Origin of the sequence: Nodularia chucula CCY0103, from assembly GCF_963923915.1 — a bacterium.
GTDB lineage: Bacteria > Cyanobacteriota > Cyanobacteriia > Cyanobacteriales > Nostocaceae > Nodularia > Nodularia chucula.
The window spans coordinates 1-18,036 of sequence record NZ_CAWUOL010000099.1 but is presented as its reverse complement, the minus strand read 5'-3'; the positions used below and the strand labels follow the sequence as shown (position 1 = coordinate 18,036).

19 protein-coding genes are annotated in these 18,036 nt (G+C 38.1%); 13 read left to right on the top strand and 6 right to left on the bottom strand.

Annotated features, from left to right (window positions below; genetic code table 11):
• Positions 1-40: 40 nt before the first annotated feature.
• Positions 41-313, bottom strand: a complete 273-nt coding sequence (locus ACM0OP_RS20415) for an AbiU2 domain-containing protein (protein ID WP_414530257.1) — start codon at positions 311-313, stop codon at positions 41-43.
• Between the two features lie 245 nt (positions 314-558).
• On the opposite strand from ACM0OP_RS20415, the gene ACM0OP_RS20410 reads away from it, so the two are divergent.
• The 5 genes from ACM0OP_RS20410 (at position 559) to ACM0OP_RS20390 (ending at position 4,508) form a co-directional block, all read left to right on the top strand.
• Entirely contained in the window at positions 559-816 is a 258-nt protein-coding gene (locus tag ACM0OP_RS20410) for a hypothetical protein (protein ID WP_414530256.1), read from the top strand.
• Positions 813-1,229 (top strand): type II toxin-antitoxin system tRNA(fMet)-specific endonuclease VapC, encoded by a 417-nt coding sequence (gene vapC / locus ACM0OP_RS20405; RefSeq protein ID WP_414530255.1) that lies wholly within the window; start codon positions 813-815, stop codon positions 1,227-1,229. The genes ACM0OP_RS20410 and vapC overlap by 4 nt, the downstream gene beginning before the upstream one ends.
• 238 nt (positions 1,230-1,467) lie before the next feature.
• Complete coding sequence (leuC, locus tag ACM0OP_RS20400; protein WP_414530254.1) at positions 1,468-2,871, top strand: 3-isopropylmalate dehydratase large subunit; 1,404 nt, start codon at positions 1,468-1,470, stop codon at positions 2,869-2,871.
• A gap of 74 nt (positions 2,872-2,945) precedes the next feature.
• Complete coding sequence (leuD, locus tag ACM0OP_RS20395; protein WP_414530253.1) at positions 2,946-3,554, top strand: 3-isopropylmalate dehydratase small subunit; 609 nt, start codon at positions 2,946-2,948, stop codon at positions 3,552-3,554.
• A 384-nt stretch (positions 3,555-3,938) separates the two neighbouring features.
• Positions 3,939-4,508, top strand: coding sequence for a Uma2 family endonuclease (locus ACM0OP_RS20390; protein WP_414530252.1), 570 nt, complete (start codon positions 3,939-3,941; stop codon positions 4,506-4,508).
• Between the two features lie 45 nt (positions 4,509-4,553).
• Here the strand turns inward: ACM0OP_RS20390 and ACM0OP_RS20385 are convergent, their stop codons facing one another.
• Entirely contained in the window at positions 4,554-5,900 is a 1,347-nt protein-coding gene (locus ACM0OP_RS20385; protein ID WP_414530251.1) for a protein kinase domain-containing protein, read from the bottom strand.
• A gap of 234 nt (positions 5,901-6,134) precedes the next feature.
• Between ACM0OP_RS20385 and typA the strand changes: the two genes are divergently transcribed.
• Positions 6,135-7,925, top strand: coding sequence for a translational GTPase TypA (gene typA, locus ACM0OP_RS20380; protein WP_414530250.1), 1,791 nt, complete (start codon positions 6,135-6,137; stop codon positions 7,923-7,925).
• Positions 7,926-8,087: 162 nt separating this feature from the next.
• Here typA and ACM0OP_RS20375 read toward each other — a convergent pair whose 3' ends face one another.
• Both ACM0OP_RS20375 and ACM0OP_RS20370 read right to left on the bottom strand, forming a co-directional pair.
• Complete coding sequence (locus ACM0OP_RS20375; protein WP_414530249.1) at positions 8,088-8,906, bottom strand: type 1 glutamine amidotransferase; 819 nt, start codon at positions 8,904-8,906, stop codon at positions 8,088-8,090.
• Between the two features lie 34 nt (positions 8,907-8,940).
• The gene (locus ACM0OP_RS20370) at positions 8,941-9,432 is read right to left on the bottom strand and encodes a DinB family protein (RefSeq protein WP_414530248.1); all 492 of its coding nucleotides are present in this window, start codon (positions 9,430-9,432) and stop codon (positions 8,941-8,943) included.
• A gap of 208 nt (positions 9,433-9,640) precedes the next feature.
• On the opposite strand from ACM0OP_RS20370, the gene ACM0OP_RS20365 reads away from it, so the two are divergent.
• Both ACM0OP_RS20365 and ACM0OP_RS20360 read left to right on the top strand, forming a co-directional pair.
• Positions 9,641-10,420: a hypothetical protein gene (locus ACM0OP_RS20365; protein WP_414530247.1), complete on the top strand. Its 780-nt coding sequence runs from the start codon at positions 9,641-9,643 to the stop codon at positions 10,418-10,420.
• A gap of 163 nt (positions 10,421-10,583) precedes the next feature.
• Positions 10,584-11,609 carry a hypothetical protein gene (locus ACM0OP_RS20360; RefSeq protein WP_414530246.1) on the top strand — a complete coding sequence of 342 codons (1,026 nt, stop codon included), beginning with the start codon at positions 10,584-10,586 and terminating at the stop codon, positions 11,607-11,609.
• A gap of 106 nt (positions 11,610-11,715) precedes the next feature.
• Here ACM0OP_RS20360 and ACM0OP_RS20355 read toward each other — a convergent pair whose 3' ends face one another.
• Positions 11,716-13,053: a MurT ligase domain-containing protein gene (locus tag ACM0OP_RS20355; protein WP_414530245.1), complete on the bottom strand. Its 1,338-nt coding sequence runs from the start codon at positions 13,051-13,053 to the stop codon at positions 11,716-11,718.
• 206 nt (positions 13,054-13,259) lie between these two features.
• Between ACM0OP_RS20355 and ACM0OP_RS20350 the strand changes: the two genes are divergently transcribed.
• From ACM0OP_RS20350 to ACM0OP_RS20340, 3 genes are all read left to right on the top strand, one after another.
• Entirely contained in the window at positions 13,260-13,847 is a 588-nt protein-coding gene (locus ACM0OP_RS20350) for a thylakoid membrane photosystem I accumulation factor (RefSeq protein ID WP_414530244.1), read from the top strand.
• A gap of 256 nt (positions 13,848-14,103) precedes the next feature.
• Entirely contained in the window at positions 14,104-14,712 is a 609-nt protein-coding gene (locus ACM0OP_RS20345) for a hypothetical protein (RefSeq protein ID WP_414530243.1), read from the top strand.
• Between the two features lie 379 nt (positions 14,713-15,091).
• A complete protein-coding gene (locus tag ACM0OP_RS20340; RefSeq protein WP_414530242.1) occupies positions 15,092-15,454 on the top strand; it encodes a hypothetical protein in 363 nt (120 codons plus the stop codon).
• Between the two features lie 63 nt (positions 15,455-15,517).
• Here ACM0OP_RS20340 and ACM0OP_RS20335 read toward each other — a convergent pair whose 3' ends face one another.
• Positions 15,518-16,078 (bottom strand): hypothetical protein, encoded by a 561-nt coding sequence (locus ACM0OP_RS20335; protein ID WP_414530241.1) that lies wholly within the window; start codon positions 16,076-16,078, stop codon positions 15,518-15,520.
• 409 nt (positions 16,079-16,487) lie between these two features.
• On the opposite strand from ACM0OP_RS20335, the gene ACM0OP_RS20330 reads away from it, so the two are divergent.
• Positions 16,488-17,444: a CFI-box-CTERM domain-containing protein gene (locus ACM0OP_RS20330; RefSeq protein ID WP_414530240.1), complete on the top strand. Its 957-nt coding sequence runs from the start codon at positions 16,488-16,490 to the stop codon at positions 17,442-17,444.
• Between the two features lie 89 nt (positions 17,445-17,533).
• Complete coding sequence (locus ACM0OP_RS20325) at positions 17,534-17,896, top strand: hypothetical protein (protein ID WP_414530239.1); 363 nt, start codon at positions 17,534-17,536, stop codon at positions 17,894-17,896.
• Positions 17,897-18,036: the final 140 nt, after the last annotated feature.

Here is an 18,036-nt window from a genome sequence, read left to right as displayed (position 1 = left end):
AAACTACTATACCTGAATATGTAAAGTTTTGTAACGAGATTCAACATTTCTGCTTCTGATCAGATTGAATTATATTTAAAATTTTCAACAGTCCCAAACTATCTTCATCTTCATCATATGCTCTAGCTAGTTTTAAGACTCCGGTTTCATAATGAGCCATACGAGACAAAGCAAAGAAAGGTGGATACTCATTCAGGCGTTTATTACGTTCCTTCCCCATCCATTCATGAATTTTTAAGTGAAAATGTGATAAATATAGGCTTTCACCAAGTTCTATTATTTTCGATTCAAAGTTTTCTTTAGTGGTAGCCATGATTTTTGATGAAATAGAAAAATTTTTGACTTAATTTCTGATGTTAAATTTTCTTAACACAACATACAACAGTGATTCTACTTAGAAAAGGACATTTGTAAGGATTAAAAAATCTCTAGTGTGAATTTACGAAATTTAAAAATACATTAGAATTAACTATGGATATTGATGTTTAAGTTGAGATGAGGTGGAAATTACAATTGCAGCTATTTGTTATATTAAATGAAATAGCAGGTGCTTAGATTATGCAAAGTATCAAAATTAATTCTTATGTAGGTAGAGATGGGATGTTACATTTAGATATCCCTGTAGATATGCAAGAAACCGAGTTAGAAGTAACAGTGACAGTCAAACCTGTTCACAAAAAAAATGATTTGTTAGCAGAAGAAGTTAACAAAATAGAATGGCATGATTTTATTAATATGACTTACGGTTGTTTAGCAGATGATCCCATTATTAGACATCCTCAAGGTGAATATGAAGAACGAGAAACAATAGAATGATTTATTTGTTAGATACAAATGTTTGTATTGTTTACCTAAATGGCAAAAACTTAAATTTAAAACGTCAGATAGAACAGAAATCAGATTCTGATATAGCTGTTTGTTCTCCTGTGAAATCCGAATTATTTTACGGAGCGAGAAAAAGTAACAATCCTAGTCGCACTCTAGCTTTACAAAAGATATTTTTAAATCGTTTTGTTTCTTTAGCATTTGATGATCAAGCCGCAGAAATATTTGGAGTTATCCGCGCTAGACTCACTCAGTTAGGAACTCCAATCGGTCCCTATGATTTACAAATTGCTGCTATTGCTTTAGCGAATGATTTGATTTTGGTAACTCATAATATGAATGAGTTTAGTCGTGTTGAGGGTTTAAAGCTGGAAGATTGGGAAGCATTGGAGAGTGATAGCTAAAAGCTATATCCAAAATAGAACCCCATCAATTGAAGACATGGAGTATTTAGCTGGATTTTTACTATTTCTCTCAAACTCTTGTGGAGTGGGTATCTTGACTGCCATAATTTAACCCTTGAAGAGCTACCACATATCAGAGAAATAAACCCCAAAGCACAAAGAGACAAAGAAAAACTGCAAAAGCCGGACACTTTTTTGATACGATAGTAGCTCTAACTCGTGAAATAACGATTTTGGTATGAGCAAAGGCACCCTGTTTGATAAAGTTTGGCAATTACACACCGTTGGAACACTTCCTTCAGGGCTAACACAACTATTTATTGGACTACACCTGATTCATGAAGTCACCAGTCCCCAAGCCTTTGCCATGTTGCGGGAAAGGGGACTGAAGGTGTTGTTTCCCCAACGCACTATAGCCACAGTGGATCACATCGTACCTACAGATAATCAAGCCCGCCCATTTGCTGATAGCATGGCGGAAGATATGATCCAGGCGTTAGAAACAAACTGTCAAGAAAATAATATTACCTTTCATAACATCGGTTCTGGTAATCAAGGCATAGTTCACGTCATCGCCCCAGAACAAGGACTAACTCAGCCAGGAATGACCATTGCTTGTGGTGATAGCCACACATCTAGTCATGGTGCATTCGGTGCGATCGCATTTGGGATTGGGACTAGCCAAGTGCGGGACGTTCTCGCCTCTCAAACCCTGGCTTTATCTAAACTCAAAGTCCGCAAAATTGAAGTTAACGGCAAATTAAACCCCGGTGTTTACGCTAAAGATGTCATCCTGCACATCATTCGCACACTGGGTGTAAAAGGTGGCGTAGGTTATGCTTATGAATACGCGGGAACCACCTTTGCACAGATGAACATGGAAGAACGGATGACCGTTTGTAACATGGCCATTGAAGGTGGCGCGAGATGCGGTTATGTTAACCCAGACCAAATTACCTACGATTACTTAAAAGGTAGAGATTACGCCCCCACAGGTGCAGAATGGGATAAAGCCGTGGCTTGGTGGGAATCTATCAAGAGTGATGCTGATGCTGAATATGATGATGTGGTAGTCTTCGATGCGGCGGATATTTCCCCCACAGTCACTTGGGGAATTACACCCGGTCAAGGTATCGGTGTTAATGAACTGGTTCCTAAGCCAGAAGAATTACTGGAAGAAGACCGATTTATTGCGGAAGAAGCCTATCAATACATGGATTTGTTTCCGGGTCAACCCATCAAAGGCACTAAAATTGATGTCTGCTTTATTGGTAGTTGCACCAACGGCAGAATCAGCGACTTGCGAGAAGCGGCAAAAATTGCCCAAGGTCGTCACGTTGCAGAGGGAGTTAAAGCCTTTGTAGTTCCTGGCTCGGAACGGGTGAAAGAAGAAGCGGAAGCCGAAGGACTGCACAAAATCTTTGAAGCAGCAGGATTTGAATGGCGTGAACCCGGTTGTTCTATGTGTTTAGCCATGAACCCCGACAAACTCCAAGGTAGACAAATCAGCGCCTCTTCCTCTAACCGCAACTTTAAAGGTAGACAAGGTTCGTCTTCTGGACGCACATTATTAATGAGTCCGGCAATGGTGGCGACTGCGGCTATCCAAGGGGAAGTTTCAGACGTGCGCGAGTTGTTATAAAGATGAATTAGTGTCACGCAGAGGCGCAGAGAAGAGGAGTTTAATGTCAAACATTCTAGTCAAAACAGAAATTTATGGTCAGTGAAGTTAAAAAAATCTCAGGGCGCGGTATAATCCTTATTGGCGATGATATAGATACAGATAGAATTATTCCCGCCCGTTACTTGAAAGCTATTACCTTTGATGGATTGGGCGAAGGTGTATTTATTGACGATCGCACAGCGTTAAAAGGCGAACATCCTTTTGATCAACCTCAATATCAAGGGGCGAATGTTTTAATAGTTAACCGCAACTTTGGCTGTGGTTCATCACGAGAACACGCACCCCAGGCGATCGCTAAATGGGGAATTAAGGCTTTAATTGGTGAAAGTTTTGCGGAAATCTTTTTTGGTAACTGTGTAGCAATGGGTATCCCTTGTCTTACCGCCGATGCAACCACAGTAAAAAAACTGCAAGAACTTGTAGCCGCTAATCCTCAAGCACCTGTCACAGTCAATCTGGAAACCTTGGAAGTGCAAATTGGTGAATATACTGCCAAAGTTACCATGAATGAAGGCACTCGCAGCACGTTTATTGCAGGTACATGGGATGCTTGCGGTCAGTTAGTCGCTCAGGCTGACCAAGTTCGCGCCACTGCTGCAAAACTGCCTTATGTCAGTTGGGGTAAATTAGCTGCGAGTTAATCGAGAACAACTATAGCAATTCCCATTCACAAGCAGTAATAATTAAACGCAGATGGACGCAGATAAACGCAGATAATTTTGTACTTTAGCCCAACGCACTATCTGAAATTTTCCACTTAAACTGAGTTGGTTTAGGTGGGTTTTGTTTGTTTACCCAAGAGGTTGCGGTAATATAGCACTACGCATACACGTTAGGATATAAACTGATCATAAAAGTTAGACACCGAAAAGCTTTTACCCCACTCCCTACTCCCTACTCCCCAGTTATATAGGAGAAACGAACCACAAAGCACACAAAGAACACAGAGAAATAAAGATTTGAGGGGTTGTTTGCGGAAGTGTGAAAATATTGATTTGCCAGGATTAGTCGAGGAGTAATTGCTGATGACACTATCAAGTCAGGTAAATTCGCAACTTTCCTTAGCAGAGTTTCTGAAATTAGCAGAAACTAAACCAGCTAGTGAATATCTTGATGGATGCATCTATCAAAAACCAATGCCCCAGGGAAAACATAGCAGAATCCAAACTTGTTTATCAACTAATATTAATCAAGTGGGTGAACCCCAGCAAAAAGCTTTAGCATTAACTGAGTTACGCTGCACTTTTGGGGGACGTTCTTTAGTTCCTGATATTGCGGTGTTTGAGTGGTCACGCATCCCCACTGATGAAGATGGAGAAATTGCCAATAGGTTTGAGAGTTATCCAGATTGGACTATTGAAATTTTATCACCTGACCAATCTCCTAATCATGTAATTAATAAAATTATTTTGTGTATTAACCAGGGGACTAAATTAGGTTGGTTTATTGATCCTAATGATAAATCGGTGATGGTATTTCAACCGCATCAATTACCGGAAGTTAAATATAATACTGATATATTACCTGTTCTCGATGTGTTGAAAGATTGGCAGTTACAAGCGAGTGAGATTTTTAGTTGGTTGAAGGTGAGATAGCCAAATTTATATTTAATAGTTTAGAGGAATCAAACAATAAAAGGATTAAAGATTACACTGTGTCAGTTTTGAAACTAAAGCATATACTCGGCTCAGATCACCATCCCAATAATCACCAAACCACCCTGACTTCCACACAAAGCCTAAAAATTCTAGATATGCTGGCAAATGTCCTTTTGAAGCATCAAGACTAAAGGTAAATTGAGAGTATTTAATCCATGATTTATTCACACGCCAACCAACACTATTACCAAATTCATTTACATTTCCTTTCACACGCTGCCAAATAAGATTTTGGACACTAAAGCCAAAAAGTCCATTACTGTAGTAGACCCAAAGTTGATCAATTACACGTAAATCTTCACAGGGAATTTTTTTTATTGATTCCGAGTCAAGCCAGCGTCCATTTCTGGGACAAGCTATAGAAACCAAGAGATTGCTAGTTTCTATATTTGCACCTATCCAGTTACCATCTGCCAGTAATTTATGCAGCTTATAATAATCAAAATTTAGGGATGAAATTAATGGAACTGAAGTCGTTTTGTTTGATGATGACATAGAAGGAATTGTGGGGTTCAAATCTAACAATTTCAACCATTCCTGTACTGACTGAGGGCGATTTTCTGGTTTTACTTCCATTCCCTGGAGAATTGCTTGATTTACGCGATCGCTAATCCTAAAATTAATCGCTTTTGGTGCTGTTAATTGCGTTCCAATCGCCCTAATGGGAGAAATTGTAGGCACTTCTCCCGTTAACATAGAATAGAGGGTTGCAGCTAAGGCATAAACATCTGTGTAAGCACCTCGTTTGGCTCGCTGATCATATTGCTCAATTGGCGAAAAACCATCAGATAAAAATTGTGTATGCGTCTGTGTTAAATTTGGGCTAAAATCCCTGGCAATACCAAAATCAATTAACACTGCTTCTGATTTACCAGAACGCAACATAATATTTTGTGGCTTGATATCCCGATGTAATAAGCCATGATTATGAACCACTATTAGCGCCTCGCCAATTTGCTGAATGTAGTTTAATGCTTCGGCTTCCGACAAAAGACCTTGATTTTCAACCCGACTGGCTAAATCTTCCCCATCAATATATTCCATCACCATGCACCACAGCATATCCTCATGAATCACTTCATCTATACGCACTATATGAGGATGACTGCATTTAGCTAATTTGATGGCTTCATTTAAAAAATCTTGCTGAAACTTGGCAAAATCAGGACGGCGTTGCACTTGCTCATTCAAGGTTTTAATCACAACCAATCGCCCGTTAATATCTTTAGCATCTTTAGCACGATAAGTTATCCCAAACCCACCTTGGCCTAATTCTTGCTCAATGACGTATTTATCACCCTGCAATTGCTGTCCTGATACCCAAGCCATGATTTGCTAATATACAAAGATGGTGTTAATTGTGACACGTTTATAGTTAATCTGCTCAAGAAAAATTATTGATTCCTGGATAGCTTAGAGAAAAAGTCTCCGGAATTGTGACAATTACGCTAAAATTATTAAAGGTTCTTTACAGAATTTGCTAAATAGCAACAAATCTGTTAAAACCAATCAGCATTTAAAGTTAAATCTGAAAGCCCCCTCTAGAGTTCAATAAAAGCTCCTATGACGCTCCCAATTCGCAACGTCGCCATTATCGCCCACGTTGACCACGGCAAAACTACCCTGGTTGATGCGCTCCTCAAACAATCTGGTATTTTCCGAGAAGGTGAAGACGTTCCGGATTGTGTCATGGATTCCAACACCCTGGAAAGGGAGCGGGGTATTACAATTCTCTCGAAAAATACAGCCGTTCGTTACAAAGAAACCCTAATTAATATTGTTGATACCCCAGGACACGCGGACTTCGGTGGCGAAGTTGAACGGGTACTAGGAATGGTTGATGGTTGTCTGTTAATTGTCGATGCTAACGAAGGCCCTATGCCTCAGACCCGCTTTGTTTTGAAAAAAGCTCTGGAAAAAGGATTGCGCCCTATTGTCGTCATTAACAAAATTGACCGCGCCCAAGCTGACCCCCACGTGGCTGTAGATAAGGTTTTGGATCTGTTCCTGGAATTAGGTGCAGATGAAGACCAATGTGATTTTACCTATCTATTTGCTTCCGGTATGGGCGGTTTCGCTAAGGAAAGCATGGAAGCAGAATCGGTAGATATGCAGCCTCTGTTTAATGCAATTTTGCAACACGTTCCACCTCCTGTGGGCGACATCAACAAGCCTCTGCAATTGCAAGTTACCACCCTAGATTATTCCGAATATTTGGGACGGATTGTAATTGGTAGAATCCACAATGGTACTATCCGAGCGGGACAACAAGCGGCACTAGTAACAGAAAATGGTACTATTGTCAAGTCCAAAATTACCAAATTAATGGGATTTGAAGGACTGAAGCGGGTAGAAATGGAAGAAGCCACCGCAGGTTATATTGTGGCTGTGTCTGGTTTCGCTGATGCTTATATTGGGGAAACTATTACTGACCCCAACGAACCCCAAGCTTTACCACTAATTAAGGTGGATGAACCTACTTTACAAATGACCTTCTGGGTAAATGATTCACCCTTTGCTGGTCAAGAAGGTAAACTGGTGACATCTAGACAAGTGCGCGATCGCCTATTCCGGGAATTGGAAACTAACGTCGCCCTCCGTGTGGAAGAAACTGATTCTCCCGATAAATTCCAAGTTTGTGGACGGGGTGAATTACACTTGGGTATCTTAATTGAAACCATGCGCCGTGAAGGTTTTGAGTTCCAAGTATCTCAACCACAGGTAATTTACCGCGAAATCAACGGTCAACCATGCGAACCTTTTGAACTCCTAGCGTTAGATATACCTGAAGATGCTGTTGGTAGCTGCATTGAACGCCTGGGACAACGGAAAGGCGAAATGCAAGATATGCAAGTTGTGGGAAATGGACGCACTCTACTAGAGTTTATTATTCCCGCCCGTGGTTTGATTGGTTTCCGGGGTGAATTTATGCGGATGACTCGTGGTGAAGGTATCATGAACCACAGTTTCCATGATTATCGTCCCCTCTCTGGTGACATTGAAGCCCGGAACAAAGGCGTTCTCATTGCTTTTGAAGAAGGCGTTTCGACTTTCTATGCGATGAAAAACTCGGAAGATAGAGGCGCATTCTTTATCGTTCCAGGTACTAAAGTCTATAAAGGCATGATTATCGGTGAACATAATCGCCCTCAAGATTTGGAATTGAATGTCTGTAAGACTAAGCAGTTAACCAATCACCGCGCTTCTGGTGGTGAGGAATTGGTACAATTGCAAACACCAATTGATATGAGTTTAGAACGGGCTTTGGAATATATCGGTCCTGATGAGTTGGTGGAAGTTACACCGGAATCAATTCGTTTACGGAAAGTTAGTAAAAAGTTCGCTAAACGTTAGAGAACCCCACCCCCAACCCCTCCCCGCAAGCGAGGAGGGGAGTTTTTTATTGATAGCTAAACATGGATAAATTATCTGTGTTCATCTGGGGATAAATTTTTCCTAAATAAAAAGACCCTATTCCCAACCCCAGACCGCAAGCGAGGAGGGGAGTTTTTTTTGCTAAACTTTGGCTGTGGCGGGATTTGGTAAACTGATTTTTAACCGATTCAGCATTGCCGATCGCGCTTGTAAGGCTAGACTATCATCTAAAGGTGATAAGGCGATCGCTTGCTGATATTTTAGCCGCAACGCTGTTTGAATTAACCAGTCAGCCACAAAGGGATTTTTGGGTAATAGCGGACCGTGGGAATAAGTGGCGATCGCATTCTGATAAAATGCTCCCTCAGTACCATCTTCACCATTATTACCCAAACCATATACCACACGCCCCAAGGCTTCCACCTTACCTAACTTGGTGCGTCCCCCATGATTTTCAAAACCGACTAAATAAGGTTTAGTCCCCGTCATCTCTTCTAGTTCCCGCGCCAAACGAGAAGCTGTAACTTCAATTACCAAGTTACCAATACAGCGCTTAGTATTTTCACCAGGATGCACAGAGACTAAATCCAGGATACCTAAACCTTCAATCCGCTTTCCCAAAGCAGGTTCATAATATTTTCCCAGGAGTTGGGGAGAACCACAGGTAAAAACTCCCGGTGTGCCATTTTCAATTTTCTCACGCATAGCATCAGCTTTCGCGCCTTGCAAATCACGCATGACAATTTCTTGCTGACGGTCTTGTGCGCCACCACCAACTATGATATCTACAGCTTTAATATCAGCAGCTGTGGCATTTTGATCGAGTGCTACCACCTTGACATTATACCCCCGCCACTGGGCGCGACGTTCGATAGTAATCACATTTCCGCGATCGCCATAGGTACTCATCAGCGTCGGATATAGCCACCCAATTGTTAATTCTAAATTTTCCGAACTCATAAAACTTCACCAATAACTAATAATTTTTATCAACCTATGATATAAGCATCCGGTGCATATCTAGAACTGGAGGAGCAATTTTTGTTTGGGTCAGCATATCGTGAATTTGGCCTCGGTGATGTGTTTGGTGATTGAAAAAATGTGCCAGCAACAAATTCACCGGGTCGTGATAGACTTTACCCTGAGTATTCTTGTAAATAATTTTTCCTTTTAAGAAATCATCATCTAAATTTTTAATAAATACTTCGATGCGTTCATCTTCTAAAACCCTGGCTGTATTTAGATCCTCAAATTGATCATAAAGGATAGCATTAAGTCCTAGAGACGATATTTGAGTCCCTGTAAAACGTCCCATCCAGATGCGATCGCCGACTAAAATATGATTCAATGTACCGTGAATACTCTTAAAAAATGCAGGTCGAGTCTGCTTCAGTTCTACATCTGACAGCAGCGAACAAACGTCATATAACCGACGATTTGCTAAGGTATTGTACTGTGCAAGCATCTGAAAGTGTTCAATCAGCATATCTCATCTGGGAAAATTTAGTATTTTATGTAACAGTTTTTTTGTAATATATTCACGATACTGTTAAAGTATCTCATATATCTTGAATTTAATTTACATATTTAAAATCGCCAAAAGATTTATTTTAGTAATATTTATTAATTATTTAACTTTTCCCAAACAAGTATTGTAATTAGATACTTATTTCAAGTCTAAATGGAGATGATTTATGCAGGTTATTGAAGCTCTTAATATTGCCGTGATTGCTTCTGAAAATGCGGTTCCTATTGATCAATTACCTCCTATATGGCAAGATATCGCCGCCGGAGTAGCAAATGTAGGAATTGATAACCCACAAAGTTATGTGGAAATGGCGCAGTTGTTCCAATATAAACTGGCGCAGGGTGATGTAGACTTATTTAATGAACGTCCAGAATTAGCTAATTTTAAATCGGCATTTTCTCAGCTATTTGGACAACTAGGTTATGAAACCTTAGAATTTTACGGACATGATTTTTTAATTCATAATTATCCCCATTTTGACCAAATTCTCAGAGATGTGGAATCGAAGGGAAGAGAATATGCAGATGAGGTCAAAGTAGCACTCATTGGAATGGATCTTTTTCAGGAATTTGGCTATGAATTACCTGCTAGTTTCTATCATGTACATTTAGCCCCAATTTACCGAGATCATATATTTGAAGAACGGGCTTTACGCTTTGACAAACGAGACATAGTACATAAACGTTCTTGGGATGCTATCTTACACGCCGGCAAAGTTTTTGCTATGCAAATGAAAGTACAAAGCATCGCTTCTAAATACGGTTTTACCTATCATCATGGTTGCGGTTGTAATTCTCATTTATCTTCTATTGATATATCGGAGGGAGAATTTAACTATGAAATCAGTCCCGAAAAATATCAAAGATGGATAAAAAGTTTTATCTGGACTGCTTGGTATGAATATGCTTTCTTTCCCATCGTCCCTAATACTAGTTATTTAGTATAAAAACCAAAGAACTCTAGATATTTGTCGAGAGAGAGTCAGCCAGGGGTTTTCAACTCCTGGCCGGCTTTGTGGGAATCTCTACCTCACTGTAGAATCATTAATTAATAGTGGTTTTTTATAAAAGCTTGAGCTAAAGTATAAAAAATGAAATATTTTATTTACCATGTCAAGTGAATTTACATACGAAGCTCCTAATGCACAAGCATTTATCCACAATTTACGAGAATATTTAAAAAGTAAAAAACGAACAAAAATATTTGAATTATTGACAGGCACATCTTGTGAATTTTGTGCTTCAAATAGTTATTCTGGTAAGCGATGGAATGCCTATTCCACAACTATTCGGTTTAATGTTCCAATAGATAAACTAAATAATTTTACTGATGAAATACAAGAAGAAATATTGAAAATATCTGAAGAAATAATGCCTAAACCAATAGGATTTGACCTGGATGATATTGAAATTTCTCCAATATTAACACTTCCAGATGAAGTTGATTTTATTAATAACACCGATGCCTTAGATTCTCCAGAAAATAATCAGAAAAACTCATTTACAGTGCAATTTCCATTTGGAATGCCATTTGGTATGAAAAAACCTCATGTTGCAGTCATTCCTTGTCAAGGAAGTCAAGAAATATATTTTGAAGAAAAAGAAGATGTTGGAGTTATTAAAGAAAACGTATATCCCAATTTTACTTACATAGAACTAGAGAGAAAGATGCGTGAAACTCCAATAGGTAAATTAAATCTTAAAACGGTTTTAGAAAATATGTCACAGACAGAAAACGAAAAACTTTTTTTTCAATTATATGCTAGTTCATATGATATGTGGAATCAAGAAATACCAGTTTTAATACCCCAGGCTTGGATACAGTGGCATTCAAGTACAAAAGAAGATTTACGATCTAGCAATTCGTCGTATGTTGACGACTTATACCGAGTTGACTTTGTAGCTTTCTGGAAAAATAAGCGATTTGCTATTCTTATAGATGATATTGGTCACTATGCAAAGAAGTATTATAAATACTGGAATGCAGACGAAGAGAGGTATTCTATGCGCCTAAAAGAAGATAGAAAACTTCGTAAGGAAGGTTGGGAAGTTTTTCGCACAAGTAATTGGGAAATACGTCAAGAAAAATTTCGTCTTCAATTGTTAATTGATTTAAAAGACTACCTTAGCTTCTAAAGCTTATAAATAATAGTTAGAAAATATGTGAGAAGTGAAAAATGTCATGCTGCACACTGATATATTATAAGAACAACATAACATTTTAAATCTTCTCGATATCCGCTTAAAGAATTTTCCTCCCAGTGAGAACTTCTCGCACTTCTAGCATGGCGGAATAGGTGGGGAGAATGTGGAGAGTTTCATTGTCTGGGGTATGTTCTAATGCAATTGCGATCGCTTGACGCAAATCTTCTTCTACAATCAAATTGAGCTTACTCTCTCCCGAATTTTCACTATACCGCAGACGCAGCGCCAAATCATAGAGGCGATCGCCACTCACTACCAAAGTTCCACCCCGTTGGACTAACTTCTCTGTATCTACGTCCCAAATCCAGGATACATCAGTACCATCTGGAGTGCGATCGTTTAAAACCAGCAGTGTAGTTTTATCAGTGCTTTCAGTCACTACCCGAATAGTTTCATTCGTCCCCACCGGATTTTTTGATAACAAAATCCGCACCCGCTTATTATTAATAACCAAATCTTCAGCCCGACCAAAAGCAGCTTGAAAATTGTTAACTGCATCTCGAATTATCACTTCATCAACGCCTAATTCTTGTGCCGCAGTCACAGCCGCTAAAGTATTATATTTGTTATACAAACCCACCAGAATTTGTGACCATTCGCCGCTTTCTAAAGTCGGTTTACTTTTGCTAAAACCACACTGGGGACAAGTAAAATCGCCCAAATGGGACAAATACACACCTTGATAATCGAGAGAATGTCCACAACTAGGACAATAAATGGAATCCACAGCGTGAGGAATAGCTTCCAGATAATGTTCTGGTTCATTCATCCCAAAAAATAACACCTTCTGGGGTAGCTGCTGACCGAGATAACATAAAGTTGGGTCATCAGCATTAGGAATTACCACCGTTTCCAGTGGGAGAGTAGAAATCACCTTCGTCCAGCGCTTACTAATGCTGTCTACTTCCCCATATCTATCCAGTTGGTCACGAAATAAATTTAAACAAAGAATAATTCTCGGCTGAAGAGGCTTTAAAACTCTTGGTACAATATTCTCATCTACTTCCAGAATCGCATAATCAACATTCAACGTCCCCAGCAGACTGCTATTTTCCATCAACGCCGTCATCAAGCCATTTTCCAGATTTGCGCCCGTCGAGTTATGGGCGATACGATAACCTTGGCGTTCTAAAATTGTACATAAAAGCAGCGCTGTAGTAGTTTTGCCATTAGTCCCAGCAATGAGAATTACCCCATTTTTGACTTGCTGACTCAATAATTCCAACAATCGGGGTTCAATACGACGCGCAATAAAGCCTGGTAATACACTAGCAGCACCGAGACGCAGCGACTTGACTATAAACGTTACACTTTTAGCAACTGACACCGCGAAACCGAGTCGCAGTCTATCTATGAGTTGAATTTTATTTCCCACATTCCTACCCTAATCTTCTGGCGGTTCCTAATTTATAGTCTTTTATTTACAAATTTAATCTACCTAGTCCCCATTCCCCACTCCCCATTCCCGTACTCAGAAGCGTTATCTTAAAAGATAGTGCTTGAGTGTAATTACATATCCAGCCCAGTTGGACGAATTCAGTACAAACTGATGAAAATTAATAGCTTGCAAGGTTCTCTTTGATGAAAAATCTAAAGTTTCTGTTTTTACATAAAACAATTGCTAATTGGCAAGGCATAGTGTCTAAATTCTTGTTATTGCTTGCTTGTTTATTGATGATAAATATACAACCTGCATTTGCTGGTATTGAAGATGATCTGTACGATGGTAACATTTTCGTGATTTATGCTGGAAACGGTTCCCTGGTTCCGCCCAGACAGAGTTTAGCAAAAGCTTTAGAAGAACATAAGCCTGTATATTTGGCGTTTTATGTTGATGACAGCAGTGATTGTAAAAAGTACGCCATTTCAATTTCACAGGTACAGGAATTTTACGGACGAGCCGCAGAGATTATCCCCATAGATGTAGACACCATCCCTGTGAAACAAACTTATGAACCTACAGAAGCAGGATACTATTATTCTGGGGCTGTGCCTCAAGTTGTAGTATTTGATAAATTAGGTCAGGTAGTTTTAAATAAAACCGGCCAAGTACCTTACGAAGAAATAGACGATAAATTTCGGGAAGTGTTTGATTTATTACCACGCACTGAATCCTTGCCATTACAGCGACGTTCATTCAACGAGTTTAGTAGTGAATTAGCAGAATAACTTTGAGGGTAGACCAAATCGGTCTGCCTTAATTTTTAGTTTCGTGGGATACTGCATTCCCCTGGATGAAAAGCGATAATATTAAAGTTAGTGAACATAATCATTTATGCCCTCTCTTCTGTCTCTTGAGAGCAGAGATATCTGCCTGAAACATCTACCTTAATGCTAACAACTTAGCAGTTAAATTAATCCCTAGTTGATAGTTCACTGCAAATAACTAATGACTAATGACTAATGATTACTAGAGTGTGTTTTGATGTCAAAGGTTTATACTTCCGAAGAGCTAATCCAAATTTTGGCAGATGAACGCCAAGCCTGTCTGAGGGGGAAACGCCTAAAATTAGAGGTGACAGTTTCTGGTAATCCTGTCATTGACCAGTTTATTCAAACTGATGGGCTGCAAAAGTTCACCGCCTATCAAGATTTTAAAGCTGCCATTCATGATTATCAACGAGAAAATCAAGTATCAGGTATTGTCTGGCGAGAGATGACTGTCAATGGTAAAACCTTGCGCTATCCAGAAGTCGATACCGAATTAATTGCCCTGAGTACAGACTTAGAACTCATTAAAGCGCATAAAAATACCATATTAGAATTTTGGTATAAAGTCACTGTGGGGATGGATTTGTACTTGAGTTTTAACAACAATAAACAACACCAAAAAATTCTCCAGCCTGATGTAGAGAGAATTGCTCAAATTACAGAATGGGCAAGTTTGTGGAAGTGGGAAAATTCTAACTTTTTAGAACTGATTTTGCAATTAGGATGGGGTAAACCAGAAGAAGCCCGCTACAAAAGGGGAAGGCCGCAATCTGGTAGTGAACAAATTCACGCTGTCAATCCGGGTAATCATCCCATTGGGTAATGAATTTGAGAGACTTCCTGGTTTTAGATTTGCAAATCTAAAACAAATATGATATAATGCAAGACTGATATGGGTGACTAGCTCAATGGTATAAACTAATACCATTAGTAAAGTAGTGCCAGTTTACTTTTGCTTAGTTTGACTGTTACCTATTATGTAGATTTTCCCTCAGTTTTCCCTCACTGAGGTAACTATACTACAACATAAGCTATTTGGCTAGATAAAAAAATAACCCCTCTGGAAAGCTATCTGGATGGGGTTTAGTTTCATTTATAGTATTGAGCCTAATTATATCTTCTCACAATAGGTTAAGTATATTTACAGGTGACACCCTGATATGTGCTTGCTACAGTTGCAAATAAACCAGGGTTAACAATTTATGTTAGAAGTTGAATCATCTTTTATTAATAAAGAATTTAAAGATATATATCTTCAGGTGGTGCTTAAATCAGAAACTGAGCCTTTGCAATCAAAAATCAAGTGTTCTCTGTTTCGTGTTTACTCTTACCCAGATGGTTTACCTTGTGAAGCTCAAGTTCAAATCTCTCACACTGACATAAACATTTTATTAAAAATTCATTCTACTGCAACCCCTGATAAGTATCTAAGTTTTATTGATGACAACAAAGTTAAAGTAATTTGGAATATCACTGACAGGTGTGGTTTTAAGCTAACAGAAAGCACAACTAGTAATGACTTGGATATTGATGGCTGGGAGTTTGATTTAAAGAAGCAAACATAATAACGCTTGGGTATTTGTAAGCATTGTGGAAATAAACTAAATTAGTGGATTTTGTCATTATGTTTACCTAATGATAGTAATACTATCTGCTATGGCTTTTAAACTTCTTACTTCATTAGCTATTTCTTCTTTATGTACTAATGGTCCCCCTCCTCCATATAAAGAAACATCAGTTAACCCTTTAGAAGTAACTATTCTAAGGGCTATAGTATATGAGAGATTTATGCCATCTAAATAATCTGTATTGTGTACTATGAACATATTAGGTTTACCAGGGATAGGTGCTTGATAGCTGTAGCCAGTAGCTCCTCTAGTAATGAGAGTGCCAAAAATACCTCTACCACCAGTTTTATATTTGTTGTAGCACTGAAGGTATCTATATGTTCCTCTATCAACAATTAATATATCTCCATTTTCAAGCAGCATAGAATTAGTGTTGTCTGGCATTTCTATCTTAATATTAAACTTAGGATAGTTAACTGTAATTTTAGTTGAAGATGAAGGCTCTTCAGGGAAATCACATTGATTAATATCATTTCTTTGAGATACCCATCCTTCTGGCAGAGCTAATACTGGGTATAGATTAATTAAGGTAAGTAAGGTAGCCGCTAGTAGTGATTTCATTCTATCAATTTGTTAGATATAAATTTATGATACCCACCCTAGTAAGTAAAATTTCAACATAACAGAGTATCCAGACTTTAATCTTAACCAACCCTCATATTTAATAACTCATTTACCTCCTGCTTCCCATAAGTCATCACTTGTGGATGGGGTTTAGTTTGATTTATAGCATTGAGACTTATTATATCTTCTCACAATTGGTTAAGTATATTTACAGGTGACACCCTGATATGTGCCTGCTAAAGTCAGAGATGTAATGATTGCAACCAATAAGGCTGCTATGTTGGGCTTTCCTGAGATACTACAAAAGTAGATTTACTTGGGTAGATTACTACAATCAATTATTCTCAGGTTCTTATCTCTCTAAGAGTCTTGCTAATTGTCCTGGACTAAAAAGATAGGAATTTATATGGCACAAGAATTTTATGGTTCTGGATTAGATATAGATCCGGCTAAAGTTGCCCTATTTCAAAATACAAAAAGAGCAATTGATCCTTCATATAAAATGAGGTTGTATAATATTAAAAACTTTTTTAGAGACTTTTATATAATTGGTGAAGAAGAGTATAGTTTTTCTCATAGCTTTTGGTATAAGCATAAAATTTCTCTAATCTATTACAGTCAAAAATATAATTCCTGCCTTAATGTTATTTTGGATGAAGACAATATGGAGTGGTATTGGGTTCCTAGTGAATTAGCCCGCTTATACAATAATGATGGATGGTCAATAACCACTATTTTCCCTACGGTAATGCACTCTGAAGAAGATGATATTAAAGGGTTAATTGAATTTGCTAAACTAGCCTCTATGAATCCTAAAATTATTAAAGTAGATGAAGATCATAGGATATGTTTAGATGGGGTAGATGAGTGGATAAAAGACATTTTAAATACTAAAAAAGATCCAACACTGGGTTTATCTACGGATAGATTTTTAAACATGTTTAAAAATAGCACTGCTTTTAACGCAGCCCCATTCAACCCTATAGAAAGAGAAAAATATGAAGTAAATTTTGCACTTTTTTCTCTCCATTCAGCACTTGTAGAAGTAGAGAAAACAATATTTAAAGCAGCAAAAAGTCAATCAGTTCAAAATAATAAACTCGATAATTCTGAAGATTGCTTTGTAGTGACAGCTACTTTTGGTACACCTTATGCTAAACAAGTAGTTAAGTACCGCAACTTCAGAGATAAATATTTATCGAAGTATTTATTAGGGCGTATTTTTATAGATTTATATACTTTTTGTGGACCTAATTTAGCAGCAATAGTCAAGAATAATCCAAGACTGAAGCTTTTTATGGCAAAAGTTTTAGGTGCTGGTTCTCAAATATTACCTGATGTTAAAAATCCTAACTTAAAATAAAAGGTTTCTAAATAATAAACCTAAGCAGTCTTTAAAATTAAGAACTCAAGAAGTTTATCTTTTTCCTACTCACAAATCTAGAGATTTTTATGGAAATTATATATATTATTCTGTTGCTTTTAACGTTACTTTTAGCTGGGGTAAACCTAAATATTTTTTTATACTTATCATACGATTTAGGAGATGTAATGAGAGGTAAATTAAAACTTATTTTTTTTATTAAAAAGGTTGCTTTAGGTTTATTTATTTGTATATTATGTAGTTTTATGGCAGTTATCCTAACAGGGGAGCATGGCTTTTTGTTAACTGTTACTTCTTTTCCTATTCTATCTCCATTGTGTCTTATATTGGGGCTAATTTTCAATTTTATTGGACAAAGACCTAACGTAGATAGTATCCTTGACTCAATAATACAAGGAGCAATAAACTTTAAAAGAAGAAATAGACTTTAATATTTCCAACAAGGAACTCTAACCAACCCTCATATTTAATAACTCATTTACCTCCTGCTCTTCCCACAGATCATCACCATAAATGTTAGTATTCCTTCTTCTTTTCCAAGCATAAGCAGCCAAAGCCAGTGCCATAACAC